This window comes from Hongsoonwoonella zoysiae, assembly GCF_013266695.1.
GTDB classification, from domain to species: Bacteria; Pseudomonadota; Alphaproteobacteria; order Rhizobiales; family Stappiaceae; genus Hongsoonwoonella; species Hongsoonwoonella zoysiae.
Genome location: NZ_JABRXF010000002.1, coordinates 1,070,865 through 1,096,565, shown reverse-complemented (window position 1 = coordinate 1,096,565; position 25,701 = coordinate 1,070,865). Strand labels below are relative to the sequence as shown.

Below are 25,701 nucleotides of genomic sequence, written 5' to 3'. Positions count from 1 at the left end.
GCCCCCATATTCTTTTTGTTGGTTGGATGTAACCGGAGCAGGGTATGGCATCTGCGGCCGAACAGCTTGCGGCTAATCTGAATTTCTCCGCTTTTGCGAAAGCCGAGGAGTTGAAGAAGCGTATCTGGTTCACACTGGGTGCGCTTCTTGTGTATCGGTTCGGTACTTACGTGCCGCTTCCGGGGATCAATCCGGACGCTCTCGCCCAGGCTTTCGGCCAGGCGCAGCAGGGCATCGTCGGTCTCTTCAATATGTTTTCCGGCGGCGCGGTCGGGCGTATGGCGATCTTCGCGCTCGGCATCATGCCCTATATTTCCGCCTCGATCATCATCCAGTTGATGACCTCGGTCGTGCCTTCGCTGGAGCAACTCCGCAAGGAGGGCGAGCAGGGCCGCAAGGTAATCAATCAATACACCCGTTACGGAACGGTGATCCTGGCAACGTTCCAGGCGTATGGTATAGCCCTTACGCTCGAAGGCGCGGCAAATGTCGTTGAAGATCCGGGCTGGTTCTTCCGCCTGTCGACTGTGATCACGCTCGTTGGCGGAACCATGTTCCTTATGTGGCTTGGCGAACAGATCACGTCGCGCGGCATTGGCAATGGCATCTCGCTCATCATCTTCTCCGGTATCGTGGCCGGCCTGCCTACGGCGATCGCATCCACGCTGGAACTCGGCCGTCAGGGTGCGCTGGCAACGCCGATCATTCTGTTGGTGATCATTCTTGCGGTGCTGGTTATCGGCCTGATCGTCTTCATGGAAAGGGCGCAGAGAAGGCTGCTCATCCAATATCCGAAGCGGCAGATGGGCAACCGCATGTTTGAGGGCAACACCTCGTTCCTGCCGCTGAAGCTCAACACCGCCGGCGTGATTCCGCCGATCTTCGCTTCGTCGCTGCTGCTCGTTCCGGCTACGGTCTCCGGCTTTTCCACGCCCGATTCGGCTGGCGGCATCCTGACCACGATTACAGCGTTGCTTGGCCACGGACAGCCGCTTTATATGCTGTTCTACGCGGGCTTGATCGTCTTCTTCTGCTTCTTCTACACAGCGATCGTCTTCAATCCCTCCGATACGGCGGATAATCTGAAGCGCCATGGCGGCTTCATTCCCGGCATCCGCCCGGGAGAGCGCACCGCCCACTACATCGACTTCGTCCTGACGCGGATAACGGTGCTCGGTGCCGCCTACATAGTGCTCGTTTGTCTATTACCCGAATTTCTCATATCGGCGACAGGCGTTCCGTTTTATTTCGGGGGTACCTCGCTGCTGATCGTTGTGAGCGTTACGATGGACACTGTTTCCCAGGTTCAGGGTCATCTGCTTGCGCACCAGTACGAGGGTCTGGTGAAGAAAGCGAAGCTCAGGGGGAAACGGAGATGAGGCTGATTTTTCTCGGACCGCCGGGTGCTGGCAAGGGAACGCAGGCCACCCGGCTGGTCGAGAAACATGGGATTCCGCAGCTGTCGACCGGGGACATGCTCCGGGCGGCCGTTGCCGCCCAGACGCCGATCGGGTTGAAGGCCAAGTCGGTCATGGATGCCGGCGGGCTCGTCTCCGACGATATTGTTGTCGGTATCGTTGCGGACCGTATCGAGGAGCCTGATGCCCGCAAGGGGTTCATCCTCGACGGTTTTCCCCGCACCCTCGCTCAGGCGGAAGCGCTTGACCGGTTGCTGGATGAAAAAGGCCTGAAACTCGACGTCGTGCTGGAGCTGGTTGTCGATCAATCCTCATTGGTGGACCGGATTGTAAAGAGGGCGGAAGACAGCAAGGCTGCCGGACAGCCCGTCCGCAAGGATGATGATCCGGAAGTCTTCAAGCAGCGCCTTGAGGCCTATAACCGGGATACCGCGGCCGTTGCGCCTTATTACAATGAGCGTGGCCTTTTGAAGAAGATCGACGGTATGAAGTCGATCGACGAGGTAACCGCAGATATCGAGCAGGCGTTGGCGGGCTGAACCCAGTCAATGCTTGACGAAATGGTGGATTGGGACTAAACGTCCGCCCACTTCCACAAAGAACGGATGACGGGCCTCAAAATTCAGGGGCGCGTCGTTTTTTGTGTTTGCATACCCCGCAGGGGCCGGCCTCCACCGGACGCGGGGAAACATCACCCGGCGGGCTTCCTCTAAGCCCCCGCAAAATGGAGACGGCAAGTGGCCCGTATCGCAGGTGTAAATATCCCGACGAACAAGCGCGTCGTCATTGCGCTTCAATATATTCATGGCATCGGCCCGTCGCTCGCGCAGCAGATCATCGACAAGGTGAACATTGCGCCGGAGCGCCGCGTGAACGAACTGTCCGATGCCGAGGTTCTCGCCATTCGCGAGACGATCGATCGCGATCACCTGGTTGAGGGCGACCTGCGCCGCGATACAGCGATCAACATCAAGCGTCTGATGGATCTGGGCTGCTACCGTGGCCTGCGCCATCGCCGTGGCCTTCCGGTCCGCGGTCAGCGTACGCACACGAACGCCCGCACCCGCAAGGGTCCGGCAAAGCCGATCGCCGGCAAGAAGAAGTAAGACCGGCGGGAAGCTGGGGGCCGGCTCGTCGCCGGCCTTGCAGGATTTTTCCGATGCAGTGCCGCAGGCGGACATCGGGCCCGGTGGAGCCGCCGACGATACGGCGGTGAAGAGATCGAACAAGGAAAGAGATGAATGGCTAAGGATTCCACACGTGTGCGCCGCCGTGAGCGCAAGAACATTTCGTCCGGCGTTGCGCATGTGAACTCCACGTTCAACAACACCATGATCACCATCACGGATGCGCAGGGAAATGCGATTTCCTGGTCGTCCGCCGGTGCCATGGGCTTCAAGGGTTCGCGTAAGTCGACCCCCTATGCGGCTCAGGTCGCGGCTGAAGATGCCGGCCGCAAGGCTGCCGAGCACGGCATGCGTACGCTCGAGGTCGAGGTTCGCGGTCCGGGTTCGGGCCGTGAGTCCGCTCTGCGCGCGCTTCAGGCTGCGGGTTTCCTGATCACGTCGATCCGCGACGTGACGCCGATCCCGCACAACGGTTGCCGTCCGCGCAAGCGTCGCCGCGTCTGACTGTTGTCGGCGTATTCCGTTTCTCTCATGGCAAGGAATGGTCGGGCCCTTGAGCCCGGCGGGAAAGCCGGAGGAATTTGCAAGTGACGATCCAAAAAAACTGGCAGGAACTGATCAAGCCGACCAAGCTTGGGGTAAAGGCAGGCGACGACCCGCGGATGCAGGGATCCGTCGTTGCCGAGCCGCTTGAGCGTGGTTTCGGTCTGACGCTCGGAAATGCGCTGCGCCGCATTCTACTGTCCTCGCTGCAGGGTGCTGCGGTGACGGCGGTGCAGATCGATGGCGTGTTGCATGAATTCTCGTCGATTCCCGGCGTTCGCGAAGATGTCACGGACATCGTCCTGAATGTGAAGGAAATCGCGCTGCGCATGCAGGGCGAGGGGCCGAAGCGTATGGTTGTGCGCAAGCAGGGCCCGGGCGTTGTTACGGCGGGCGACATCCAGACCGTTGGCGATGTGGAGATCCTGAACCCCGACCTCGTGCTTTGCACGCTGGACGAGGGTGCGGAAATCCGCATGGAATTCACCGTCGATACCGGAAAGGGCTATGTTCCCGCGGACCGTAATCGTCCGGAAGACGCGCCGATCGGGCTTATCCCGGTCGACAGCCTCTATTCTCCGGTCAAGAAGGTTTCCTACAAGGTCGAGAACACCCGTGAAGGCCAGGTTCTCGATTACGACAAGCTGACGCTGTCGATCGAGACCGACGGTTCGATCAAGCCGGAAGATGCGGTGGCTTTCGCCGCGCGTATTCTTCAGGATCAGCTCTCGATCTTCGTCAACTTCGAAGAGCCGCAGCGCGAGGTGAAGGAAGACACGGTTCCAGAGCTTGCGTTCAACCCGGCGCTTCTCAAGAAGGTGGACGAACTGGAGCTTTCGGTCCGTTCGGCCAACTGCCTGAAGAACGACAACATCGTCTATATCGGCGACCTCATTCAGAAGACCGAGGCGGAGATGCTTCGCACGCCGAACTTCGGTCGCAAGTCGCTCAACGAGATCAAGGAAGTTCTCGCCCAGATGGGTCTCCATCTCGGTATGGAAGTCGCCAATTGGCCGCCGGAGAACATCGACGAGCTCGCCAAGCGCTACGAGGATCATCAGTACTGAGGGGCTCCCGCGCCCCTGTTTGAAGCCAATCGTGGCGGCTGAGCGGCCGCCGACAAGAAACCAGGAAGGAGAGGGCCATGCGCCACGCAAATCGCGGCCGCAAGCTCAACCGGACTTCGAGCCATCGCAAAGCCATGTTCGCCAACATGGCTGCCTCGCTCATTCAGCATGAGCAGATCGTGACCACCCTGCCGAAGGCGAAGGAACTTCGCCCGATCGTGGAGAAGCTTGTGACCCTTGGCAAGCGGGGTGACCTGCACGCCCGCCGTCAGGCGATCTCTCAGATCCGCGACGTTGAGCTTGTGCGCAAGCTTTTCGATACGCTGGCTGAGCGCTACAAGGAGCGTCAGGGCGGTTATACGCGCGTCCTCAAGGCGGGCTTCCGCCATGGCGACAACGCGCCGCTCGCCGTGATCGAGTTCGTCGATCGTGACGAGACCGCGCGCGGTGCCGTCGATCGTGAGCGCGCCGAGGCGGAAGAGGCTACGGCTGAAGCTGCGGCGTAATCCGTCTTGCAGTGAATTCTCGAGAGGGCGGTCCGGTGGGCCGCCCTTTTTCGTTCCAAACTTGAAAGTATCTTGGTCCGCGCCATGGCCGACCTTATGTGGCATTACGATGCAGCTTGGAAATTGCCGATTCGATCCTGAGCCGAATGATGATCGGGAACATCTGACATGACCTTTGACACCGGAATCCCCGCCCGCCTTTTGACCATAGCTACGGTGCTGACGTGCCTTCTGGCCGCGCCGGTTGCGAGCGCGCAGGAGCGTAGCGTCCCGCGAACCCAGGACCAGCTTCGGCTTTCGTTCGCTCCGGTGGTGGAACGTGTGGCGAACGCCGTGGTCAACGTCTATGCGAGCCGCACCGTGGTGGAGCGCCGGCAAGTGTCGCCGTTCTTCAACGATCCCTTCTTCCGTCGTTTCTTCGGCGGACCGGACAATTTCGATTTCGGCCGCCCGCGCGAGCGCGTTCAGTCGTCGTTGGGCTCAGGCGTTCTCATTTCATCGGATGGCATCATCGTTACCAACCATCATGTCATCAAGGATGCTGACGAGGTTCGCGTGGCTTTGGCCGACCGGCGCGAGTTCGACGCGAAGATCGTGCTGAAGGATGAGCGCACGGATATTGCGGTCCTGAAAGTGATGGAAGATGCGGGGCCGCTTCCGTTCGTTGAGTTTGCCGATTCGGATGATCTCGCGGTTGGCGACATCGTGCTTGCTATCGGCAATCCCTTCGGCGTCGGGCAGACGGTGACGCAAGGCATCGTTTCCGCGCTCGCCCGCACGCGCGTTGGCGTAACCGACTATCAGTTCTTCATCCAGACGGACGCTGCTATCAATCCCGGCAATTCCGGCGGCGCGCTTGTTGATGTCGATGGCCGGCTTGTCGGCATCAACACGGCGATCTTCTCGCGCTCCGGCGGCTCGAACGGCATCGGTTTCGCCATTCCCGCCAACATGGTTCAATTCGTGGCGGCGGCTGCCAAGGGGGATGGCGTGGTACGCAGGCCGTGGCTTGGTGCGGGCATTCAGCTTGTGAGCGCCGAAATCGCGGAGGCCCTTGGCCTCGACCGGCCGCGCGGCGTTCTGGTAACGGGCGTCTATGAAGACAGCCCGGCTGCGGACGCTGGGCTCGAGGTGGGCGATCTTATTCTGGAGGTCGGCGGAAACGAGGTCAGCGATCCCGACAGCTTCGGTTATCGTTTCGCGACCAATCCTCTCGGGTCCACGGCGGAGTTCACGATATTGCGCGATCAGCGCACGCGGAAGGTCAATGTCGAGCTCAAACCCGCGCCGGAAACGGTGCCGCGCGACCGCCGCCGTATCGAAACCCATTCGCCCTTCCGTGGCAGCGTCGTCATGAACCTTTCGCCGGCGGTAGCCGAGGAGTTGCGCCTTGACGCTTTCGAGCACGGCGTTGTCGTTGCCGACATCGAGCCGGGCTCGACGGCCAATCGCGTCGGGCTTCAAAAGGGTGATATCATCCTTGCGATAAACGGGCGCGAAATCGCCTCCACCCGCGAGCTTGAGCGCATTTCGGACACGGATCCCGGTGTCTGGCGGCTTGAGATCAAGCGCGGCGACAGGGTCATCCGCTTTGCCCTGCGGGGGTGATTGGCCTGCCTGGGGGAGCCGGAGCTTACGGTTATGAGCGATCTGTTTCAGGCGGCGGGCATGGACCGCCAGGGTCCGCGCCCGCTTGCCGACAGGATGCGCCCGAAAACGCTCGAGGATGTCGTCGGGCAGGAGCATTTGCTGGGGACCGAAGGTTCGCTCACGCGGATGCTGCGCACCCGCACCCTCGGCTCGCTCATATTCTGGGGGCCGCCGGGCACGGGCAAGACAACGGTCGCGCGTCTCCTGGCGGATGCGACCGACCTTCATTTCGAGCAGATTTCGGCGATTTTTTCAGGTGTCGCGGATCTGAAAAAGGTGTTTGAGGCCGCCCGCGCGCGCCGCCTGACGGGCAAGGGAACGCTGCTATTCGTTGACGAGATCCACCGTTTCAATCGCGCCCAGCAGGACAGTTTCCTGCCCGTCATGGAAGACGGCACGGTGACGCTCGTGGGCGCGACCACGGAAAACCCGAGCTTCGAGCTAAACGCGGCCCTTCTCTCGCGCGCCCACGTCATGGTGTTCCATTCCCTGAATGTTGAGGCCATAGGCCGGCTGCTTTCCCGGGCGGAGGAGGTGGAGGGCAGGCAGCTCCCGCTGGATGACGAAGCTCGCGCCTCCCTCGTTCGCATGGCGGACGGGGATGGGCGATCCGCGCTGACGCTGGCTGAGGATGTCTGGCGTGCCGCCGGCGAGGGAGAGCGCTTCGATGCGGCTGCGCTCCAGCAGGTCGTGCAGCGCCGCGCGCCGATCTACGACAAGTCGCAGGACGGCCATTACAACCTCATTTCAGCGCTTCACAAGTCGGTTCGCGGTTCGGACCCGGATGCAGCGCTCTATTGGATGTGCCGCATGCTGGATGCGGGCGAGGATCCGCTATATGTGGCGCGGCGTCTCATCCGCATGGCGGTGGAGGATATCGGCCTTGCCGATCCGCAGGCGCTCGTTCAGGCGAATGCGGCGCGCGATGCCTATCAGATGCTGGGCTCGCCGGAAGGCGAACTGGCGCTTGCGCAAACGGCCGTCTATCTCGCCACCGCGCCGAAGTCGAACGGCGTCTATACCGCCTACAAGTCGGCGATGCGGGCGGCCAAGCAGCACGGCTCGCTCCTGCCGCCGAGGCATATTCTTAACGCGCCGACAAAGCTGATGAAATCCGAGGGCTACGGCGCGGGCTACGAATATGACCACGACACGCCGGACGGCTTCTCAGGTCAGGACTATTTCCCGGAGGAAATGGGCCGCACCACTTTCTACGACCCGCCGGAACGCGGTTTCGAGCGCGAGATTCGCAAGCGTCTGGAGTTCTTCGCCAAACGCCGCCTGGAGCGAAAAGGCTAAGGCAACCTGGTAAGCGTCGCTTTCGTCATCGCCGGGCTTGACCCGGCGATCCATGATTCACTTGCGCTTCCATATTGATGACCGGGTCTGGCCCGGTCATGACGAAGGGAAGGTATCCGATAAAGCCGCTGCTCAAAGCGGAATATTGTCGTGCTTCTTCCAGGGGTTCTGCTGCGTCTTGCCGCGCAGGAGCGCAAGCGCGCGCGACACGCGCCGCCGTGTCGAATGCGGCAGGATCACCTCGTCGATATAGCCGCGCTCGGCGGCAACGAAGGGGTTGGCGAAGCGATCTTCATAGTCCTTCGTGCGCTTGGCGATCTTGTCCTTGTCGCCCAGCTCCGCGCGGTAGAGGATTTCAACCGCGCCCTTGGCGCCCATAACGGCGATTTCCGCGCTCGGCCATGCGTAGTTGATGTCGCCGCGAATGTGCTTTGAGCTCATCACGTCATAGGCCCCGCCATAGGCCTTGCGGGTGATCACGGTCACTTTGGGGACCGTGGCTTCGGCATAGGCGAAGAGAAGCTTCGCCCCGTGCTTGATCAGCCCGCCGTATTCCTGAGACGTGCCGGGAAGGAATCCCGGAACGTCGACGAAGGTGACGACGGGAATGTTGAAGCAGTCGCAAAAGCGCACGAAGCGGGCGGCCTTGCGGCTTGCGTCGGAATCGAGCACGCCGGCCAGCACCATCGGCTGGTTGGCGATAAAGCCGACGGTGCGCCCCTCGATCCGGCCGAACCCGGTGATGATATTGCCCGCGAAGCTTTCCTGAATCTCGAAGAAGTCGCCTTCATCGACGGTTTTGCGGATCAGTTCCTTCATGTCGTAAGGCTTGTTCGGATTGTCCGGCACCAGCGTGTCGAGGCTCATGTCCGCGCGGTACGGGTCGTCGTAGGAGGCAAGCTCGGGAAGGTCCGCCGTGTTGTTGGCGGGCAGGAAATCGACGAGCCTGCGCATCTGCTGTAGCGCTTCCACGTCGTTGTCGAAGGCGCCGTCGGCGATGGAGGATTTCGTGGTGTGAATGGATGCGCCGCCAAGCTGTTCGGCCGTCACCGTCTCGTTGGTGACGGTCTTCACCACGTCCGGCCCCGTCACGAACATGTAGGAGGTGTCGCGCACCATGAAGATGAAGTCGGTCATCGCCGGCGAATAAACGTCGCCGCCCGCGCAAGGCCCCATGATGACGGAAATCTGCGGGATGACGCCGGAGGCGAGCACATTCCTCTGGAACACTTCGCCGTAGCCGCCAAGGGCCGCCACACCTTCTTGTATGCGCGCGCCGCCCGCATCGAAAATGCCGATGATCGGCGCGCGGTTTTGCAGCGCCATATCCTGGATCTTCATGATCTTCTGGGCGTGCGTTTCGGAAAGCGAGCCGCCGAAGACGGTGAAGTCCTTGGAAAAGACATAGACGGTGCGCCCGTTGATGGTGCCCCAGCCGGTCACCACGCCGTCGCCGGGGATGTGGCTTTCATCCATGCCGAAGTCGGTGCAGCGGTGCACCTTGAACATGTCGAATTCTTCGAACGAGCCTTCGTCGAGCAGGATTTCGATGCGTTCGCGCGCCGTCAGCTTGCCGCGCGCGTGCTGGGCGTCGATCCTCCGTTGGCCGCCGCCAAGCCTAGCGGTCGCGCGCCTGCTTTCCAGTTCGGCCAGGACTTCCTTCATCGGGCTCATCCTCATGTTCTTTGTTAGGCATGCTCGTATCACGCGCACCCGCAAACCGTAACCTAGTCGAAGGAACGGGAAACGCGAAATGACGGGGATAGGAGGCGGTGCGGCTTGGCGACCCGCTCCACACCTCTCCCTCGAAGGGAGAGGTCGGCGCGAATGCGCCGGGTGAGGATGACGCGCTTTTTAAAATGCCGGGAAGAGGCTGCTACCGCCCTTCGCGCAGCACCAGTACGGCGGCATCGAACTCCGCCTTGCGGTAGGCACGCCGCGCACTTGCTTCCTCGTCTTCGCCCCACTGCTCGATGTTCCAGTCCTCGTCGATGTGGGCTGCCTGCCAGACGTCTTCCGGCTCCGCCGCATTCTCCGCCACGGCGAAAGGCAGGAGCGCCGATCCCGTAAGTGAAGTCATGACGTGCAGCGCGCCGAGCTCAAGTGCAGCGAAATCATCGAGCGCGGAGCGAAACGCCTTGAGAAGCCCGGCATCCTGCTCGATGGGCATCAGCCCGCCCGCGAGCCGGAATTTGCCGCCAAGTCGGCCTTCGGCCCATTTGATGGCCGGGTCCCAGGCCGCGGTCTGCCGCTCGACCAGGCTTTCCGGGCTTTCGGCGCGGTAACAGACGAGGTCGTTGCCGGCATAGGCGGCGATGGAATCGGCCACCTCGGCCATGTTGCGCGAAACGCCGTCGACGCAGGTGTTGGCAAGGCGCGTGAGATGCATCCTTGCCGGGTCGATATGGGTTTCCTGCGCGTCCCATTCCGAAGCGATAGCTTCGGCAAGCGTCGAGCTCGGCAGGATCAATGCGTTGCGCCCAGGCGTCTTCACCGGCCGCCCGTCAAGCAGGATCGCAAAGCCTTCCCCTTGCGCTTCCGCGCGGGCTTGCCTGTAGAAGCGCTTCGGCAGTTCCTGCCGCGCCAGTTCTCGGGCGCGCTTCACCGGGTCGACGGGTTCCTGATTGTGCAGTTCCTGCAGGATGTCGCGCATCACGCCACCTCCCTGTTCCAGTCGAAGATTGCCGAAAGGGCCGCGTCGAGCTGATCGAAATGGTCGATCACGCCGCGCGCTCCGGCATTCGTCAGCGCTTCTGCCTCATGATAGCCCCAGGAAACGCCAAGTGCTGCGACACCGGCGTTTTTCGCCATCTCCATGTCGAAGCTCGTGTCGCCGATCATGATCGTGCGGTGCGGTTCGGCGCCCGTTTCCTCCATCGCCTGATGGATCATCGCCGGATGCGGCTTGGAGGGCGCGCGGTCCGCCGTCTGGCGTGTGACGAAGCGCCCGGTCAGCCCGTGGCTTTCCTCCATGTGGAGGACACCGCGCAGCGCCTTGCCGGTGGCAACCCCCAGAAGAACGTCATCGCGCGCCGAAAGCAGCTCGAGTGCCGCCAAAGCGCCCGGGTAGAGCGGGTCGGTCGCCCCTGTGTCGCGAAGGGCGATCTGCGATGCGCGGTAGGCTTCTGCCATCGACTGGATATGTCGCCGGTTTTCTTCCCCGGCCAGGCGCAGAAGCGCCACCTCCAGCGAAAGACCGACGATCGAAAGGGCGGTGCGCCGGTCGGGCATCGCAAGGTCCACCGAGCGGAAGGCCGCTTCCAACCCGTGCAGGATCGCCGCCTGGCTGTCGATCAGTGTTCCGTCGCAATCGAAAATCACGAGATACAAGGGGCCTATTCCTCCGGCTCGTCTGTATCGGGGTCGAACTGGGTCGCGTCGAAACCGAGCAGGTTCCACGATTGCTGCATATGCGCGGGCAGCGGCGCGGAAACGTCGATCTTTCCCGTGCCCTTCGGGTGGGGGATGACGATGCGCCGCGCGTGCAGGTGCAGCTTGTTCTGGATGCCGCCCGGCAGTTCCCAGTTCTCTATGTTGAAATATTTCGGATCGCCGACGATCGGATGGCCGATATGGGCAGCATGCGCGCGAAGCTGGTGCGTGCGGCCCGTAATCGGCCTTAATGAGACCCAGGAAACCTTGGGTCCTGCCTGATCGACGACTGAGTAAAGCGAAACGGAATGCTGCGCGTCGTCCTCGCCGTGGCGGGCGATGCGCATGCGCTCCTCGCCCTCATCCCTGGTGAGATAGGTGGAGATACGGCCCTGCCGCGGTTTCGGCACGCCGGCCACCAGCGCCCAGTAGATCTTGCGGGTCTGGCGCGCGCGGAAGGATTTCGAAAGCTCCTGCGCCGCGCGCCGCGTCTTGGCAAGCAGGAGAATACCGGATGTTTCCCGGTCGAGCCGGTGGACGAGGCGCGGCTTGTTGCCTTTCTCGTCGCGAAAGGCCTCCAGCATGCCGTCGAGATGGCGCGTCAGGCCGGATCCGCCCTGCACGGCAAGCCCGGCCGGCTTGTTCAGCACCATGACCTCGCGGTCCTCGTAGAGGATCATGTCGCGCACGGCGCGCTCGTCGTCCTCGTTGAGCTTGCGCGAGCGCGGCTTGGCGTTCGCCTTGTCGTCGGCGCTCACCTTCGCGTCGGTGGAAAGGGGCGGCACGCGAACCGTCTGTCCGGCGGCTACACGGGCGGAAGCTTCCACGCGCTTTCCGTCGAGACGCACCTGTCCGGTGCGCAGAAGCTTTTGCAGGTGGCCGAAGCCGAGGCCCGGGAAATGGGTCTTGAACCATCGGTCGAGGCGCATTCCGGCCTCATCCGAGGTCACGGTCTTGTTTTCGATGCCGGACATTGACGTCTCTTGGATAAGAGTAATGGCGCGCCGTGTTTGCGGCGTGCGTGGTTGCACCGGGTATAGGGGGCTTGGCGCGGTTTTTAAAGCGGTTCGGTCGCGATTCAGGCATGCACCGTTCGAATGAGCCAGAGGCCCGCGAACAGGGCGAGGATCGAAGCGCTGACCGACATCGCCATATAGCCGATCGCGAGGCTGATCTGCCCGCGTTCCCACATTGCGACGGCATCCAATGAAAATGCGGAAAAGGTGGTGAATCCGCCGAGGAAACCCGTCGCCACCAGATAGCGGATCGCCTCGTCGCCGCTTGAGCGTGCGGCGAGCCAGGAAATGAACAGCCCCATCGCGAAGGAACCGACGACGTTCACCGTCAGTGTCCCGTATGGGAAACCGAAGCCGAAAAGTTTCAGGCTCGCCATGCCGACAAGATGGCGCATCCCGGCGCCTATGCCGCCGCCGACCATGACCAGGAACAGATGCTTCATCGATTGGGTCCGTCCGCAATTCTGCCTAGGGCCTACCGGATGGGGCGAATGAATTCAAGCTCATGCGGGCTCGGCAACGTCTCTGAGCGCCTGGAAATGCTGCTCCACCTGGGCCAGAAGGCCGGGAACCAGGTCCGGATCGGCGACGAGATGGGGCGCTTCCTCGCGCAGGATAGTGAGGAACGCGTCCCGCCTGAGGTTGCCGATCGTTCCGGTGTCGAGCTTCTTCGTGGCTTCGGCGGCCGAAAGCAGCAGCGTGATCAGCCGGTCGGCGGCAGACAGCCGGCCCCACAGATAGTCGTGCTCGCGCCAGCGACGGTTGAAGAAGGCGCCAAAGGCGTTGAGGCTGGTTCCCTTCAGCGTGATGCCTTCCGGGTGCAGCGTATGCGGATCGCTTGGGGATATCCGGTCGATGCGAATTTCGTTGAGTTCGGCCGTATCCGGCCGTTTCATCACCGGCAGCGTGACGAGATCGTAGAACGCGAAGCCGACGTAGGCGCTTGTCAGATCCATCCGCAGTTCCGGGTCCAGGTAGTTGTAGGCCATGACGGAGAAGACGTCGTCGGTCAGATGGTCGAGGTCGGCAAGCCCCATTCGCTCCTTCAGGATGTCGAGCAGGCGGGTCATCGCGTGTTCGTTTCCCCTGCCTGCCATGGCGAAATCGGCCGCCAGGCTGATCGTTTCCTCCCCGTAGAAGTCGCGCGACCAGCGCCGCGTCAGGTGGTCGATATGCTCGTAGAGTGTCGTCTTGAGCTCGTCCATCTGCTCGGAGCTGCGGGCTCCGCCGGGGGGCGATGCGTGGTAGAGCGCATTCAGGCGCCTGATCACGAAGCGTAGCCGGCGGATGCGGTAGTCGACGTCGAGGCCGCGCAGGAATTCGATCACAGGTTCGGGTGTTGCGCCGGCGTCCGGGTTTTCGCCGAAGAATTCGTCAAGCCTTGCGATGATGCTTTCGGTGATATCCGCCTCGCGCGGGTCCGCGCCTCCAAGCTGGGCGAGGCGGGCGATCAGCATGCCGAGCTTTTCGGAAACGACCCTGAGCTTCAGTCGCTGGTAGCCGAAATATGTATAGCCCGCGCCCTTGTGGGCCGCCTCGTTCGCCCGTATCCGCCCAGCCGTCAGTTCCTTCATCGTCGGCGGACGCGAGGCCTTCAGCTTGATGATGCGCGAAACCTCGCGTTCGATCACGGGTTCGGAAGCCGCGATAACGTCGGAGATGAGCCGGGCCTCGTGGTTCAGGTCGGCGACCTGCTGCAGCGCATCGCCGATCGGCTCGTTGCGGGGAATATGCGCCATTGACGCGAAGATGACGTGGAAGAAGCTTGGCAGCTCCTGGTCTTCGCCGTTGTTTCCCCCGTCGCCGATCTCCATCGGCAGCGGGTCCACGTAGACGAGACGGCGCACCACCTCGCGCGATGCGGGCCGGTTGGCGATCGCGTCAATAACGGGCTGAAGCGGCTTGTTCATGACCACGCTGCCGTCGACGAATATGCGGGATTCAGGGTTGTCGTCGCGCTCGCCTCCGATCTTTTCCAGAAGCAGTTGCCGGCGTCCGCGCGGGTCGTTGCCGCCAGCCCAGGGCTCTCCGCGCGCTTCGATCACGCGGTCCATTTCACCGACCGTCATCGGCGGAAAGGCGCCGGGGAAGGCGGCCGTCGCGCGCGCTGCGAAAACAAGCGTCGGGATATAACGGTCGGAAAACTCCGACGTCACATCGCCCGCGGATCGGTGGCGCGCCTTGAAGCGCAGCACCCGACGGTGCTCCATTTCCTCGATCATGCCGGCATTGTCGATCTCGAAGCGTGTAAGCCGTCCGTAAAAGTCGGTCAGCGTGACGAAGAGGTCGAGGCGCTGACCCTGCGGGATCAGCGTTCTTGCCGGCGCGCTCGGGTCGTCGGCGGTCGCCTTGGCCCGGCCCATTTCTTCCGCGGCATCCAGCATCCACTCGACGAAGCGTTCGCCGGAAAAGGGCGGGGTGAACCATCTCGCCTGAATGAACTGGCGCAGCTTCTCGCGTGTTTCCGGGTCCGATGTTTCGGAGTTCAGCCCCATGGATAGCAGCCGGTCGATCACAGGCGCGATCGAACCCTTGAGATAGCGTGTCAGGCCCACCGGCTCATTGGCGAGCCGTGTAACGTCCGCATTGGCGAGCCAGAGATCGCGGTGTGTTCCCAGGTCCAGATCGTGGGAGATTGCCCGCGCCAGCATCACGCCGTTTATGCCGCCGGCGGAAGCTCCGGCGATGACGTCGACAACGACCCTGATGTTGATTTCCGGCGCCAGCTCCTTCAGCAGCCGGCGGTAGATGTCGGTCGAAGTCGGTCTCTCGTCGGCGCCCGATTCCGTTTCCGCCTCGGTCGCGTAAAGGCCTTCCTCATGGCGTTTCGACGCGCGCACGATGTTCAGGAACTCCCGCGTGACGCCATGCATATAGACGGCGAGCGATACACCGCCGTAAAGGACAAGGGCCAGCCGGAGTTCTATTTGTTTCATTGGAATCGCGCCGAATAGCAGATGCCCCATGATGCAGCGCCGGGCGCATGTCCGGCAATGCTTGAAAACTTAATTAGACGGATTGTTCGCTCCGTCGAACAGGTCCTCGATGACGGGGCAGTAGGGAACCTCGCCTTGCGCGCATTTGGCGGCCATCGCATCCAGCGTCGATGCGAGGCGCTGAAGATCCCTGATCTTTTCCTTCACCGATGCCGCGTGGGTATGGACGATGGCGTGTACGCCCATGCAGGTCTGCTCGCCCCCGTCGACGAGCGAGAGCAATGTGCGGATTTCCTCCAGCGAAAAGCCGAGTTCCCGGCAGCGCCGGATGAAGGAAAGCCGTTTCGCCTGCTCCCTGCCGTAGATCCTGTGGCCGCTGGCCCTTCGCGCGGGCGCCGGCATGATGCCGATGCGCTCATAGTAGCGGATGGTTTCGATCTTCACCCCGCTTTCCTCCGACAGGGCGCCAATCGAGAGATTATTCGATTTCGTGATCGCAGACATCGCTTGAGCCTCTTGAATCTGTAGCCACTACAGAAACTATCATTGACACCTGAAACGACAACTCAGGCAATTTTGCGAGGAGACTGATCATGATGGCCGATGAAAGCAGTCATGCAGGGCAAGCTGGACGGCCGATGGTCGCATCCCTGGGAGTACTGGGCTCCGTGGTGGCCTTTTTTGCGGGACTGTGCTGCTTCCTGCCGATGATATTCCTGATTGCCGGTCTCGGCGGTGCATGGATTGCGATATTCGGCAAGGTCGCGGCCATTGTGTATTTCGCCCTTTGTTCCAGCCTGGTTCTCGTCGCCATCGGCTGGTTCATCGCAATCAGGCGTGGCAGCGCTCCTGCCATGCGCAAAAAACTGATCTTGGCGAGTGTGCTTACCGTTCTTGCGGCGGTTTTGGTCTTCAACGAGACCGCGCTCAACGATTACCTGATTACATTCATGTGAGGAAAAAATGCCCGAGGCGGAAATGACTCTCGAATCGACGCTGACCTGCCCGAATTGCGGGCACGCCAAAACGGAAACGATGCCGACGGACTCCTGTCAGTGGTTTTATGCCTGCACCGGCTGCGGCGAGGTTCTTCGCCCCCTTGAGGGCGATTGCTGCGTCTACTGCTCTTACGGCACCGTTCCATGCCCTCCCATACAGGAAGCGCGCGCCACCGGCGGTCCGGCAAGCTGCTGTGGGTAGGATCTGCATTCCGGGCGAAGGAACACGCACTCCCAACGGCTTACCCTTTTTCGCCGGGCCGCTATGATCCCGCAATCTAGGCAACAGCGGGCGAATGGAATGAGCAAGGAACATCCGAAAGATACACTGACCCAGCGCCTTGGCGTGCTGACCCGGCGCGAGACGGAAGCGCGCATCCTCATTCCTGTTATCGAGGCGATGGCCGAGGCCTTCGGCAAGGATGAGGTTCATGAGGTCTTGCGCAAGACCGTTGTCGAGATCGCGCGCAAGCAGGGCAGGGAGCTTGCAGCCGATTTCGGCAGCGATCCGGCGGCCTTTCAGGAAACGCTTGAGTTCTGGACGCAGGATGACGCCCTTCAGATCGACGTTCTTCGCGACGATGGCCGTTATCTCGATTTCGACGTGAAGCGCTGCCGCTATGCGGAGATGTACCGTGCGCTGGGCGTGCCGGAGCTGGGGGCGTTGTTAAGCTGCAACCGCGATTTCGCGTTGATCGAGGGCTTCAATGAAAACGCGAAGCTCACCCGCGAGCAGACGATCATGAAGGGCGCGCCCTGCTGCACCTTCCGCTATGACTTCGGCCCTTCGGGGGAGGACGAGCCTGTGTAGGCTCGACCTTCCGCATCTTCATAGCCGCGCCTGATCCATTCATCAGCAGGCCTGTCGGGCGGGCGTTGCCGCGGCCGGGCGCACCTTGCCCTTGCGCGAAAGCAGGATGCCTGCCGCCGTAGAAGCGAATATCAGCGCGATGCCGAGGATCTGCACGGGGCCGAACCATTCGCCGAGCAAGACGGCGCCAAGGACTGTCGCGACCAGCGGGCTGAGGAGCGAGATGAACGCCACATCCGCGCCGAGATGCGATATCCCGCGCACCCACAGCCAGTAGCTGAGCGCGGTGCCGATCAGCACCAGGTAGGATATCCCGATCAGGTTCGTCGCTGTTGGTGCCGGCGGCAGCCCTTCGAAGTAAAGCGCGAAGGGCAGAAGGGCTATCCCGCCCAACGTGAGCTGCCAAGCGGTGAGCGCAAGCGGTGATCCGATCCGCCCCCAGCGCTCGATCAGCACCGTGCCGAGCGCCATGGAGCCCGCCCCGGCAATGGCGGCGGCAATCCCGATTTCGTCGAAGCTTGCGGCGGGATCGAGCACCAGAAGCCCGACGCCCGCGAGCCCGGCAAGGGCCGCCAGTATCTGCCCCGGATGCGGCAGGCGCGCAAGAAGCGGCCATGCGAGGAAGGCGACGATCAGCGGCTGGCTGGAGCCGACGGTCGCCGCCACGCCGCCCGGCAAGCGCGATGCGGCCACGAACAAAAGCCCGAAGAAGACCCCGATGTTCGCAAGTCCGATGATCGCCAGAGGCAGGAGCTTGTCGCGCGGCGGCAGACCGGGTCCGAGCAGCATCAGCAGAATGCCGGCCGGAAGCGCCCTTATGGCTGCCACCAGCAGCGGGTGGCTGACCGGCAGCGTCTCGGTGAAGACGATATAGGTCGAACCCCAGAAGATCGGGGCCAGCATCGTGGCGAAAACAACGGAGATTCTGGTGCCGGACATGGGTCGCTCCATTGGCTGTGTGGCAGGCGAAGTCAGCCCGCGTCGGGAAAACGGCCAGAAAAGGCGATGTCGGCCAGAGGCTTGCGCAGGTTTTCTTCCGCCTTCTTGTGAAGGTGTTCGGGCAGGGCCTCAGGGGCGGCTTCCCGTCCGACGGCGATCGCCATCTCGATGTGGAAGCGCTCGGGCACTTGCAGCACCTCTCTCGCGCGCTCGAAGTCGACACCGGCCATGCCGCGTGCGTGAAGCCCCAGCCTCACGGCCTGCAGGGCAAGCTGCGCCCATGCCGCACCCGTATCCAGGCTGTGCGTGCGAAGGGGGCTTGCCTTGCTTTGCGCATCGCGCTGCAGCAGCGTGTCGGAAAGCACGAAGATGAGGGCGGAGGCGCTTTGCGCCCACTTCGCGTTGAAGGGCACTAGCAGGTCCAGGAAGTTCTGCCAGTTTGCGTCTCCGCGTCGTGAATAGAGGAAGCGCCAGGGTTGATAGTTGTAGGCGGAAGGCGCCCAGCGGGCGGCCTCGATCAGGCTGAACAGATGGCTTTCGGGAAGCTCGGAACCGTCGAACGCGCGTGGCGAGCGCCGCTCCAGAAACAGGGGTTCGATCGGGTGATCGGCAATTCTGTGTGTCATCTTTCGTCTCCTGCGGCTGCTGCCGGAATTCGGGACGTAGCTGCCCCGTCTGCCGCGCGCAGCCGTTCGCGGGCGCAACCCGGCGAGGTTGCGCTTCGGTTCGATGGTTGATATTATGATATCGAGAATTTCGATATCAGATATTTTGATATCGAATTAAATAAGAGAAGGGTGACGATGAGTCAAGACGGGGCTTCGAAATCTTCGGACGGTCAGGCGCTGGGCGCGCCGATTGATACGATCCTGGAACAATGGCGGCGCGAGCGGCCGGATATCGATCCAAGCCCTATGGCCGTTTGCGGCGCTGTCTGGCGGGCGGGGGAGCGGCTGCGCAAGGCCGTCATGGCCAATCTCGCTGGCACGGGGCTCGACTTCGCCTGTTTCGACGTGTTGCTGACGCTGCGCCGGCAGAGCAGGGGCGGGGCGCTTTCGCCCTCGGCACTCGCGAAGGAGATGATGCTGTCGACCTCGGCCATGACAAGTCGCCTCGACCGTCTGGAAAAACTAGGTCTTATCACGCGCGAGACGGACCCGTCGGACCGCCGCGGCCTGAGGGTGGCGCTCACCGATGCGGGCTTCGAAAAGGCCGATGAGATCGTGGTCTCCCACGTGGCGACGGAAGAGCGCATGCTGAACGCCCTGTCCAGGCAAGAGCGCGACCAGCTTCGTTCGCTGCTTGGAAAGATCGGCGAATAACGCGCCTTATCGCGATCGGCCGTGCCTTGTTTCGGGCGCCGCCCGGTCATTGAGGCAATCGTATTCGATGCCCCGGATGGCCGGGCGACGGACGCTGCTTCGCAGCCGTTGCCGGCCGTCCTTGATTTGCCTTCCGTACCGTGCCCAAATAACCGAAACCTCCTGGTGAGCGAGGGCACGGTGACCATGTCTCATGATGTCGTCATTGCCGGCAGCGGTCCTCTTGGCATCGCCGCCGCACGCAGGTTGGCGGAAAGGGGCGCGAGCGTCCTCGTTCTCGAGCAGGGGGAAGCGATTTCGGATCCGCCCGGATCGCACTTTCGCAATTCCGACCGGTTCGTCGCGCAGCCCGACAGCTATCTTGCCGCGGCTACGAAATATCTTGAATTCATCGACGACAGTCAGCCTCGCGATGCCCTTCCAGGGGCGGCCGTGACGCGGACCGTGGGCGGCCAGGGGGTGATCTGGACGAACCTCTGTCCGCGCGGCGATGCATTATGGCCGGTCATGAGCGATGAGGAGTGGTCGGCGCGTTATGCGGTGGCAGAGGAGTATCTTTTCGTCCAGACCGACAGGCTCGAGCAATCCATACGCCAGCAGCTTATTGGCGCCGAGCTTGGGAAAGTCTTAGAGGCTACAGGCCGCAAGGTTGAGGAGCTTCCGGTCGCGGGGCAATTCCTTGACGGCGGTATCCTGCATTACACCGGGCCGTTCGATATTCTGAATGCCGATGTCGAGTTGCGAAAGAAAGTCACGATGCGCCATGACCGGGTGAACCGCATCGTGACGGAGGGCCACAAGGTCAAGCATCTGGAAACGGCGTCCGGGCGCGTTGAAGCGAGAAGTTACGTGATCGCGGGTGGAGCCATCGGGACACCGCAGCTCTTGTTCCGCTCGGGCATACGCCCTTATGCGCTGGGCCGTTATCTTTCCTACCATCCCCTAGCGGTATGCCAGATCGTCGTCGCGCCCGAACTGTGCAGCACCGGGGACGCGGTGGATGTCGACCCCCGCATCCAGGTCCGCCCAGGCGGAGAAACGCCGTGGTTCACGCTGGTGCTGCACGATGTGTCGCCCTTCGAGCCGACAGGAGAAGATGTCGAGGTATCACCGAACCGGCTGGTGGAGATCCAATCGATATGCCCGGTCGACAACGAGGAACACAAGCGGGCGATCTTTCACGAGGAGGGGCATGTCACCTTCGATGTGCCCTTGTCGGATGCGGACCTTGGCAGGATGTCCGCGGCGGAAGCCGAGGCGCACGAACTGACGGGCCTGCTGGGCCGCATCAGGCAAGGCTGCGCGCTTGCCTGGATGCCCTTCGGTTTCGCGCATATGACGGGCACGACGCGCATGTCCGCGTCGAACGACGGCACAGGTATCGCGGATTATCAGGGCCGCGTCTGGGACTATGACAACCTGTTTCTCGCCACGAACGGCCTGATACCGACGCGAATGTCGGTCAATCCGACGCTGACCGGCGTCAGTCTCGCCATACACATGGCCGACCATATCCAGCATTGAACGCAGCACGCCTCAGCCGCCGAAGATCACGGCGTCGGGGATCTCGTAGCGCTCATCGCCGACGCGGATCATGTTGAGGTCGCTTTCACGTGTCGCGCTTGCTTCCGGGTAGCCGTCAGCCTGGCTCGTGTCGGCGCTCAGGAAGCGGCCGTTCTCGAAGAACAGCGCACGCTTCGTTCCATCCGGCCGGGTGACGACGACCGAGGCCGACCCGCCGCCGCCTCGCGCAACGCCGAAGTCGCATTGACCCATCGGCTGGCCGGAATATTGCGCGCAAGGAATTTTTCCCGTCGCGTCGAAAGCGCCTTGACCTGCGCGAAGGGCTGCGTCTGCCGGCTCCAGAAAGTTTGCCACCGCCCATCCGCGCCTGGTGCCCGCCTCCATTGGCTCCACCTCGCACCACTCCCGCCCGTCGATGTTTGAGCATCCGAGAATGCGCATGACGGTGCCGGCGTAGTAGGCGCCGACGATCGCCGCGCGCGTGGAAGGTTCGGAATGGACGTTCAGCTTGTCGGGAATGCCTTTTACGGCCATGTATTGCGCTTTTCCGGCTTGCGTACCACCGCCTTCAGGCGGGGACGGGCGCACGGAAGCCTCGCGCAGATATCTTCCGGCCACCCAGCCGCGCAAGTCCGGGCGGTCGGCTGCGGCGACCGAGCACCAGCGCTGGTCGCCTTGCATCTCGCAGCCGAAGTTCTGGAGGATCGAGCCGTTGGGAAATTGCGCGATCACGCGGTTCGCCGTACCGGGGCCTGCGCGCATGTTAAGCGTGTCGCTGGAGGCGACACCCGTCACCTCCCAGAAGTCCGGTCCGCCCTTCAGCCCGTCAGCGTAGTCGGGTGCCGGCGCGGGCGTGCTTGAGCGGTTTGCCGCGCGGATGATCATTTCAAGCCGGAAGTTGGCCGCCTCGTTCCGCCTTGCCGCCGCGCGCATCATATAGACGCGGATCTTGTAGTCGCCGCTCGCCGGAAGCTGGCCTTCATACTGGTTTCCTCCCGATGCGGTGGAGGAATTGAAGATCGCGACGTTCTCTTCGCCCGGAGGGATGATGTTGAAGTAATTCTGGATATTGTCCGTCGCCATGCTGACGTTCATGTACTGCCCGGCCTGGGCGCCAAGCACGTAGTCGATCGTTTCATATCCAACGATCCGGTCTTCCACTGTTGCGCTTGTCGCCCCCGGAGCGAATTTCACCCGCTCGGTTCGTATGTCGTTCGCCTGGGCAAGGGCATGCGAACCGCCAAGCGCCGCAAATGCGGAAAAAACGATCGCCTTGATGAAACCTCGCATGATGGTCTCCACGTGATAGCGCGCCGCCGTATCCCCCTGCCGGACGCTGCTTTGTCAGCTGAGTTGTCCGCTCAGAGTCTTGCCGGCGCTTTGCCCGTCGTTTCGCGCCGGGAAGACTATGTCCGGTTGGCGAATTACGCGTGTTTATCCGCCGTAGATCACCGCGTCCGGGATCTCGTAGCGTTCCTCGCCAACGCGCACGATGCTCAGGTCGCCCTGCTTGGACGCGCTGAATTCGCCCCAGTCGGCCTGGCTGGTGTCGGCCGCGATCGCCCGCCCGTCCTCGAATGTGATCGAGCGCGTGCGCCCGTCAGGCTTCGTCACAGTCACGTAGCCGGAGCCGTTTCCCTGGCGTTGCACGCCGAATGGGCACTGCGTGGTGGGCTGACCCGACCCGAATGAGCAGGGAATGTTACCCGTCGCGTTGAAGGCGGTGCCTTGCACGAGCGCATCGGAAGACTGGCCGGAGTTTTGGGTGTTGCAGGCCGCAAGCAGCAGCATCGCAGGCACGGCGACGATCAATGCATGGACGGGTGAGCGCATGGTATTTCCTCCCATTTATGTGTTCGGCTTTCGGTTTTGCGTTTGCCGGGCGGCGTGCCCGGGCGGCCCTTGTTACGCCGTGGCCGCCGAAATGGATTGTCGCGATGAAAATCGGCTTGATCGCGTGGATGGTCGAAATCCCCGTCACCCCCCCCCCATCGCATCGGGTGGTGTCGTGCTCCAAAGCCACTGCGGGATCAGGCGGAGGATCGGAAGAATGACACTCCCGCCACGATCCCGATGGTTGCGCCGGTGGTGATGCCGGCACTGTCGATGGCTTTCCTCCGTGGGTAGGCGCTTTCTTGGCGGCAGGCCGGATCGCCTGCTCAGGACATGATCACGAAGTCTTTCCCGGACCGCGTGTCGGGGTGCAGCGGGGCGTCGGTCAGAACCAGCACCATGCCGGGGTGCATTCTGCGCTGCATTTCGGCGATGAAGTCGTCATCGGCCTGGACCCTGCGGATTGCGCGTTCCTCGGGCTGGAAGGTCCCATCCGCATCGGTGTTGTGGCTGATCGCCTTCCAGTGCATCCCCCGGGCGTTGCCGTGTACGCCGTTCAGGACGAACACGTGACTGCCGAGCGGATAGTCGCCTTCAACCGTCAGCCGGCCTTCACTCAGGACTTCGCCGTTTTCGATCATCATGATCTGCCGGTCGGAGGAAGAGGCGATCACGGAGGTGACGGGGTAGCTTTCCGCCTCTTGCCAGTCCTTGGGGTGCTTTTTGTCCTCAAGAGACGCGACGACTTCCTCGAATTCGTGCTCGGCATAGCCGGAAAGCACCATGCCGGGGTGCACCAGTTCCCAAGGGTCGGAATGAGAGCCGGAAATGATCACCGGCGTGCCGAGGTGCGTGATGCCGAACAGTCTTTCGGAAAATTCCAGCGGCAGGCGCACGCACCCGTGCGATGCCGGGTAGCCCGGCAGCTTGCCGGCATGAAGCGCGATGCCGGACCAGGTCAGCCGGTTCATGTTCGGCATCGGCGCGTTGTTGTAGGTGCTCGAGCGGTGATGCTTGTCTTTCTGCAGCACCACGAAGACGCCTGTCGGCGTGGAATGTCCGGGCTTGCCGGTAGAACATGTCGATACGGCGATGCGCACGCCGTTGCGGTAGACATGCACGAGTTGTTCGGGGATGGAAACCACGACGGCGACCGGCCCCTCGGGTTGCCGGTCCGCGTGCCAGGTGAATTCGCCCGGCTGAAGTTCATGGATTTCCTTGGTGACTTCCCTGGAAAGGGCAAAGGTTGCGGGCAGGAGGATGCCGGCGGCGAGGCCTCCGGTCACGAACTTGCGCCGGCTAATGCTTTGGAAACGCAATACGTCCATAAGCGACCCCGCCATTTTCGGTGAGTGTTGACCGTATGTAATATTACGTAGGGGAAATATGGCGGAAATATTTTCAGGTGCAGCAGATTTGCATAGGCGGACGTTGTCACCACATCGCATTCAATGCAGCGTTGTCGCGATTCCTTGCCTTGCCGTCGTTAGCGGCGCGCTTATCCTCCGAAAATGTCCTTGAAACGCCCGGTGTTCTGGCGGAAGCCTGCTTCGAAATCGCCATTGCCCGGGTGATAGACGCTCTCGTAGGAAATCGCGCCATAGTAACCGTCGGCTTTCAGCGCCTCAGCGATAGGCGTGAACTGGTCCCCAAGCTGGCCTTCGCCCATTGGGCGCACCTCCAGCGTCGCGCGCGGCGTGTCCACTTTCACGTCCTTGATGTGGATGTGGCCGAGGTAGCCGCCGCGAAGCTCCCTGTAGCCATCGGGATAGGCCGTCTCGTGGCACCAGCAGTTGTTCGCCGGGTCCCACAGCACCTTGAGGGCGTCCTTTGCGTCAAGGTCGTCGATCAGCTTTCGGGCGGTGTAGTTTGAGTTCACCATCGTCCCGTTGCCGGTTTCCACCACAAGCGTCACGCCTTCGGCCCGTGCAAGCTCGACGGCAGGCGCGATCTGCGGCGGCAGGCTCTCCCAGGCTCCCTTGGCGACGTTCCACACCTCCGCGCCGTTATGGCCCCACAGGATCTGCTCCTTCTTCGAAGTCATGATCCGAACGAGCGGCGAACCCACGGCATGCGCCATGTCGATCACCCGCTTCAGGGCGTCCATGTGTTTTGAATGAAGCTCATCGCCCGGCCTGTTGGCTGTCGTCATTCCGGCAAATATGTGCCGCGAGAGGCAGGAAACCGGCTTGTCATGGGCGTCAAGCAGCGCCTTGATGCGCGCAATTTCCTCTTTGGAGTGGTCGCCCACCTCCTTGTCCCAGACGAATTGCAACTCCGCGTATTCGAGGCCGAATTCGTCCATGACGGTCAGCGCATGTTCAAGATCCCGGCTGATGCCGTCGGTGATGACGCCGAGTTTCATGCCCCTTCGCCTTTCCGTGAAAGTTCCGCGCCGACGATGTCTTCCAGCACCCGCGTGACCGTCCAGTTGTCGCCGTCGGGGTATTTCGTGCGCCCGGCCTGGAAAAGCTGCATCGCGGTCGCGGCGGTAAACAGCGGCACGCCAAGCTCGCGCGCAAGGTCCATGGCGATGGTCATGTCCTTGTACATCGTGTTGATGTGGCTGCCGGTGCCTTCGAATTGGCGGTCGATGATGTTTTCAAGCGCCGTCTTCGCCGCGCCGCAGCCGGCGCTCGATGTGGAGACGACGTTGAAAAGCGCCTCGGCATCCACACCGGCTTTCGCCGCCAGAACCGATGCCTCGAAGGTGGCGGTGAAGATCGAGCCGATCAGCGATTGCAGGCATGCCTTCACCGTCTGGCCCATGCCGGCTTCCGCGCCCACACGGTGGATCGTGGCGGAAACCGCCTCCATGGCTGCCTGCGCCTTTTCAAGGGCCGCGTCGCTTCCTGCGGCCATCATCGTCAGGGTGCCGCCCTGCGCGCCGGGAAAACCGCCGCTCACGGGCGTGTCGATCAGGTGGATGCCGCTTCCCTCAAGGCCTGCTGCGATGGCGCGCGCATCGCTTGCCTGGATGGTCGCCGTCAGAAGGATCACGCTTCCGGGCGTCATCGTGTCCTTCAGGCCTTTTGCCCCGTCGCTGCCCAGGGTCACGGCGGCGGCCTGCGCCCCCGTCATCACCATGACGAAGACGAAATCAGCCCCTTTGCCCGCTTCAGCGGCGGACGCTGCGGGCGTGCCGCCCATTTCGGCGAAGTCGCCAAGGCGCTTTTCGCTGATGTCGAAGCCCTTGACCGCAAATCCCGCTTTCAGGAGGTTCTTCGCAAGGCCCGAGCCCATGTCGCCGAGCCCGATCACACCCGCCGTGCCAGCCATCATATCCTCCCCGAGAGACTTTTCCTCTCCTCACTATGGGCGATGCGCAATGCGTTGCCTA

The 25,701-nt window shown here is 62.3% G+C and carries 26 protein-coding genes and 1 pseudogene; 13 read left to right on the top strand and 14 right to left on the bottom strand.

The features are described from left to right. Positions 1–44 precede the first annotated feature (44 nt). The 8 genes from secY (at position 45) to HPQ64_RS16255 (ending at position 7,610) form a co-directional block, all read left to right on the top strand. Positions 45–1,379, top strand: coding sequence for a preprotein translocase subunit SecY (gene secY, locus HPQ64_RS16290; protein ID WP_172889543.1), 1,335 nt, complete (start codon positions 45–47; stop codon positions 1,377–1,379). Next, a complete protein-coding gene (locus HPQ64_RS16285; protein ID WP_172889542.1) occupies positions 1,376–1,957 on the top strand; it encodes an adenylate kinase in 582 nt (193 codons plus the stop codon). The genes secY and HPQ64_RS16285 overlap by 4 nt, the downstream gene beginning before the upstream one ends. Before the next feature lie 198 nt (positions 1,958–2,155). Further along, complete coding sequence (gene rpsM / locus HPQ64_RS16280) at positions 2,156–2,524, top strand: 30S ribosomal protein S13 (protein ID WP_172889541.1); 369 nt, start codon at positions 2,156–2,158, stop codon at positions 2,522–2,524. 135 nt (positions 2,525–2,659) lie between these two features. Further along, positions 2,660–3,049: a 30S ribosomal protein S11 gene (gene rpsK, locus HPQ64_RS16275; RefSeq protein ID WP_172889540.1), complete on the top strand. Its 390-nt coding sequence runs from the start codon at positions 2,660–2,662 to the stop codon at positions 3,047–3,049. A gap of 83 nt (positions 3,050–3,132) precedes the next feature. Next, positions 3,133–4,155 (top strand): DNA-directed RNA polymerase subunit alpha, encoded by a 1,023-nt coding sequence (locus HPQ64_RS16270; protein ID WP_172889539.1) that lies wholly within the window; start codon positions 3,133–3,135, stop codon positions 4,153–4,155. Between the two features lie 77 nt (positions 4,156–4,232). Beyond that, positions 4,233–4,661 (top strand): 50S ribosomal protein L17, encoded by a 429-nt coding sequence (gene rplQ / locus HPQ64_RS16265; protein ID WP_172889538.1) that lies wholly within the window; start codon positions 4,233–4,235, stop codon positions 4,659–4,661. Between the two features lie 168 nt (positions 4,662–4,829). Beyond that, positions 4,830–6,269 (top strand): DegQ family serine endoprotease, encoded by a 1,440-nt coding sequence (locus tag HPQ64_RS16260; protein WP_172889537.1) that lies wholly within the window; start codon positions 4,830–4,832, stop codon positions 6,267–6,269. 33 nt (positions 6,270–6,302) lie between these two features. Next, entirely contained in the window at positions 6,303–7,610 is a 1,308-nt protein-coding gene (locus tag HPQ64_RS16255) for a replication-associated recombination protein A (protein WP_172889536.1), read from the top strand. Positions 7,611–7,742: 132 nt separating this feature from the next. Here the strand turns inward: HPQ64_RS16255 and HPQ64_RS16250 are convergent, their stop codons facing one another. The 7 genes from HPQ64_RS16250 to HPQ64_RS16220 all read right to left on the bottom strand — a co-directional run bounded on the left by HPQ64_RS16250 (position 7,743) and on the right by HPQ64_RS16220 (position 15,438). After that, positions 7,743–9,275 (bottom strand): acyl-CoA carboxylase subunit beta, encoded by a 1,533-nt coding sequence (locus HPQ64_RS16250; RefSeq protein ID WP_172889535.1) that lies wholly within the window; start codon positions 9,273–9,275, stop codon positions 7,743–7,745. A gap of 211 nt (positions 9,276–9,486) precedes the next feature. Continuing rightward, entirely contained in the window at positions 9,487–10,263 is a 777-nt protein-coding gene (locus HPQ64_RS16245; RefSeq protein WP_172889534.1) for an ATP12 family chaperone protein, read from the bottom strand. Next, positions 10,263–10,940 (bottom strand): HAD-IA family hydrolase, encoded by a 678-nt coding sequence (locus HPQ64_RS16240; protein ID WP_172889533.1) that lies wholly within the window; start codon positions 10,938–10,940, stop codon positions 10,263–10,265. Before HPQ64_RS16240 ends, HPQ64_RS16245 begins: the two co-directional genes overlap by 1 nt. Before the next feature lie 5 nt (positions 10,941–10,945). After that, the gene (locus tag HPQ64_RS16235) at positions 10,946–11,956 is read right to left on the bottom strand and encodes an RluA family pseudouridine synthase (protein ID WP_172889532.1); all 1,011 of its coding nucleotides are present in this window, start codon (positions 11,954–11,956) and stop codon (positions 10,946–10,948) included. Between the two features lie 104 nt (positions 11,957–12,060). Next, positions 12,061–12,441: a fluoride efflux transporter CrcB gene (gene crcB / locus HPQ64_RS16230; RefSeq protein ID WP_172889531.1), complete on the bottom strand. Its 381-nt coding sequence runs from the start codon at positions 12,439–12,441 to the stop codon at positions 12,061–12,063. 60 nt (positions 12,442–12,501) lie between these two features. After that, a complete protein-coding gene (locus tag HPQ64_RS16225) occupies positions 12,502–14,934 on the bottom strand; it encodes a patatin-like protein (RefSeq protein ID WP_172889530.1) in 2,433 nt (810 codons plus the stop codon). Positions 14,935–15,003: 69 nt separating this feature from the next. Then, positions 15,004–15,438, bottom strand: coding sequence for a MerR family transcriptional regulator (locus tag HPQ64_RS16220; protein ID WP_172889529.1), 435 nt, complete (start codon positions 15,436–15,438; stop codon positions 15,004–15,006). Between the two features lie 89 nt (positions 15,439–15,527). On the opposite strand from HPQ64_RS16220, the gene HPQ64_RS16215 reads away from it, so the two are divergent. The 3 genes from HPQ64_RS16215 (at position 15,528) to HPQ64_RS16205 (ending at position 16,743) form a co-directional block, all read left to right on the top strand. Next, positions 15,528–15,890, top strand: coding sequence for a hypothetical protein (locus HPQ64_RS16215; RefSeq protein ID WP_172889528.1), 363 nt, complete (start codon positions 15,528–15,530; stop codon positions 15,888–15,890). 22 nt (positions 15,891–15,912) lie between these two features. Next, positions 15,913–16,134, top strand: a complete 222-nt coding sequence (locus HPQ64_RS20475) for a GDCCVxC domain-containing (seleno)protein (RefSeq protein ID WP_246270726.1) — start codon at positions 15,913–15,915, stop codon at positions 16,132–16,134. 99 nt (positions 16,135–16,233) lie between these two features. Beyond that, positions 16,234–16,743 carry an L-2-amino-thiazoline-4-carboxylic acid hydrolase gene (locus tag HPQ64_RS16205; protein WP_210260299.1) on the top strand — a complete coding sequence of 170 codons (510 nt, stop codon included), beginning with the start codon at positions 16,234–16,236 and terminating at the stop codon, positions 16,741–16,743. Positions 16,744–16,785: 42 nt separating this feature from the next. On the opposite strand, the gene HPQ64_RS16200 is transcribed toward HPQ64_RS16205, so the two are convergent. Both HPQ64_RS16200 and HPQ64_RS16195 read right to left on the bottom strand, forming a co-directional pair. Then, positions 16,786–17,682: an EamA family transporter gene (locus HPQ64_RS16200; protein WP_172889526.1), complete on the bottom strand. Its 897-nt coding sequence runs from the start codon at positions 17,680–17,682 to the stop codon at positions 16,786–16,788. A 32-nt stretch (positions 17,683–17,714) separates the two neighbouring features. Continuing rightward, a complete protein-coding gene (locus tag HPQ64_RS16195; protein WP_172889525.1) occupies positions 17,715–18,308 on the bottom strand; it encodes a nitroreductase family protein in 594 nt (197 codons plus the stop codon). Between the two features lie 177 nt (positions 18,309–18,485). On the opposite strand from HPQ64_RS16195, the gene HPQ64_RS16190 reads away from it, so the two are divergent. Together HPQ64_RS16190 and HPQ64_RS16185 are read left to right on the top strand one after the other, a co-directional pair. After that, positions 18,486–19,004 (top strand): MarR family winged helix-turn-helix transcriptional regulator, encoded by a 519-nt coding sequence (locus HPQ64_RS16190; protein ID WP_172889524.1) that lies wholly within the window; start codon positions 18,486–18,488, stop codon positions 19,002–19,004. Between the two features lie 165 nt (positions 19,005–19,169). Beyond that, positions 19,170–20,528 (top strand): FAD-dependent oxidoreductase, encoded by a 1,359-nt coding sequence (locus HPQ64_RS16185; RefSeq protein WP_172889523.1) that lies wholly within the window; start codon positions 19,170–19,172, stop codon positions 20,526–20,528. 12 nt (positions 20,529–20,540) lie between these two features. On the opposite strand, the gene HPQ64_RS16180 is transcribed toward HPQ64_RS16185, so the two are convergent. The 5 genes and pseudogenes from HPQ64_RS16180 to HPQ64_RS16160 form a co-directional block, all read right to left on the bottom strand. Then, on the bottom strand, positions 20,541–21,818 hold the full coding sequence (locus HPQ64_RS16180; RefSeq protein WP_172889522.1) for an SH3 domain-containing protein: 1,278 nt from the start codon (positions 21,816–21,818) through the stop codon (positions 20,541–20,543). Between the two features lie 144 nt (positions 21,819–21,962). Continuing rightward, positions 21,963–22,361: a hypothetical protein gene (locus tag HPQ64_RS16175; protein WP_172889521.1), complete on the bottom strand. Its 399-nt coding sequence runs from the start codon at positions 22,359–22,361 to the stop codon at positions 21,963–21,965. A 326-nt stretch (positions 22,362–22,687) separates the two neighbouring features. Then, a complete protein-coding gene (locus HPQ64_RS16170; protein ID WP_343036028.1) occupies positions 22,688–23,647 on the bottom strand; it encodes a L,D-transpeptidase in 960 nt (319 codons plus the stop codon). Between the two features lie 212 nt (positions 23,648–23,859). Further along, positions 23,860–24,726 carry a sugar phosphate isomerase/epimerase family protein gene (locus tag HPQ64_RS16165; protein ID WP_172889519.1) on the bottom strand — a complete coding sequence of 289 codons (867 nt, stop codon included), beginning with the start codon at positions 24,724–24,726 and terminating at the stop codon, positions 23,860–23,862. Then, positions 24,723–25,652: pseudogene (locus tag HPQ64_RS16160) on the bottom strand (NAD(P)-dependent oxidoreductase); the annotation flags it as partial. The gene HPQ64_RS16165 and the pseudogene HPQ64_RS16160, both read right to left, overlap by 4 nt. Positions 25,653–25,701 lie beyond the last annotated feature (49 nt).

Bases quoted from the DNA above. Each gene is read 5' to 3' on its own strand.
- secY (WP_172889543.1), top strand. From the start codon at position 45: ATGGCATCTGCGGCCGAACAGCTTGCGGCTAATCTGAATTTCTCCGCT.
- HPQ64_RS16285 (WP_172889542.1), top strand. From the start codon at position 1,376: ATGAGGCTGATTTTTCTCGGACCGCCGGGTGCTGGCAAGGGAACGCAG.
- rpsK (WP_172889540.1), top strand. From the start codon at position 2,660: ATGGCTAAGGATTCCACACGTGTGCGCCGCCGTGAGCGCAAGAACATT.
- rplQ (WP_172889538.1), top strand. From the start codon at position 4,233: ATGCGCCACGCAAATCGCGGCCGCAAGCTCAACCGGACTTCGAGCCAT.
- HPQ64_RS16260 (WP_172889537.1), top strand. From the start codon at position 4,830: ATGACCTTTGACACCGGAATCCCCGCCCGCCTTTTGACCATAGCTACG.
- HPQ64_RS16255 (WP_172889536.1), top strand. From the start codon at position 6,303: ATGAGCGATCTGTTTCAGGCGGCGGGCATGGACCGCCAGGGTCCGCGC.
- HPQ64_RS16250 (WP_172889535.1), bottom strand. From the start codon at position 9,275: ATGAAGGAAGTCCTGGCCGAACTGGAAAGCAGGCGCGCGACCGCTAGG.
- HPQ64_RS16245 (WP_172889534.1), bottom strand. From the start codon at position 10,263: ATGCGCGACATCCTGCAGGAACTGCACAATCAGGAACCCGTCGACCCG.
- HPQ64_RS16235 (WP_172889532.1), bottom strand. From the start codon at position 11,956: ATGTCCGGCATCGAAAACAAGACCGTGACCTCGGATGAGGCCGGAATG.
- crcB (WP_172889531.1), bottom strand. From the start codon at position 12,441: ATGAAGCATCTGTTCCTGGTCATGGTCGGCGGCGGCATAGGCGCCGGG.
- HPQ64_RS16225 (WP_172889530.1), bottom strand. From the start codon at position 14,934: ATGAAACAAATAGAACTCCGGCTGGCCCTTGTCCTTTACGGCGGTGTA.
- HPQ64_RS16220 (WP_172889529.1), bottom strand. From the start codon at position 15,438: ATGTCTGCGATCACGAAATCGAATAATCTCTCGATTGGCGCCCTGTCG.
- HPQ64_RS16215 (WP_172889528.1), top strand. From the start codon at position 15,528: ATGATGGCCGATGAAAGCAGTCATGCAGGGCAAGCTGGACGGCCGATG.
- HPQ64_RS20475 (WP_246270726.1), top strand. From the start codon at position 15,913: ATGACTCTCGAATCGACGCTGACCTGCCCGAATTGCGGGCACGCCAAA.
- HPQ64_RS16205 (WP_210260299.1), top strand. From the start codon at position 16,234: ATGAGCAAGGAACATCCGAAAGATACACTGACCCAGCGCCTTGGCGTG.
- HPQ64_RS16200 (WP_172889526.1), bottom strand. From the start codon at position 17,682: ATGTCCGGCACCAGAATCTCCGTTGTTTTCGCCACGATGCTGGCCCCG.
- HPQ64_RS16195 (WP_172889525.1), bottom strand. From the start codon at position 18,308: ATGACACACAGAATTGCCGATCACCCGATCGAACCCCTGTTTCTGGAG.
- HPQ64_RS16190 (WP_172889524.1), top strand. From the start codon at position 18,486: ATGAGTCAAGACGGGGCTTCGAAATCTTCGGACGGTCAGGCGCTGGGC.
- HPQ64_RS16180 (WP_172889522.1), bottom strand. From the start codon at position 21,818: ATGCGAGGTTTCATCAAGGCGATCGTTTTTTCCGCATTTGCGGCGCTT.
- HPQ64_RS16175 (WP_172889521.1), bottom strand. From the start codon at position 22,361: ATGCGCTCACCCGTCCATGCATTGATCGTCGCCGTGCCTGCGATGCTG.
- HPQ64_RS16165 (WP_172889519.1), bottom strand. From the start codon at position 24,726: ATGAAACTCGGCGTCATCACCGACGGCATCAGCCGGGATCTTGAACAT.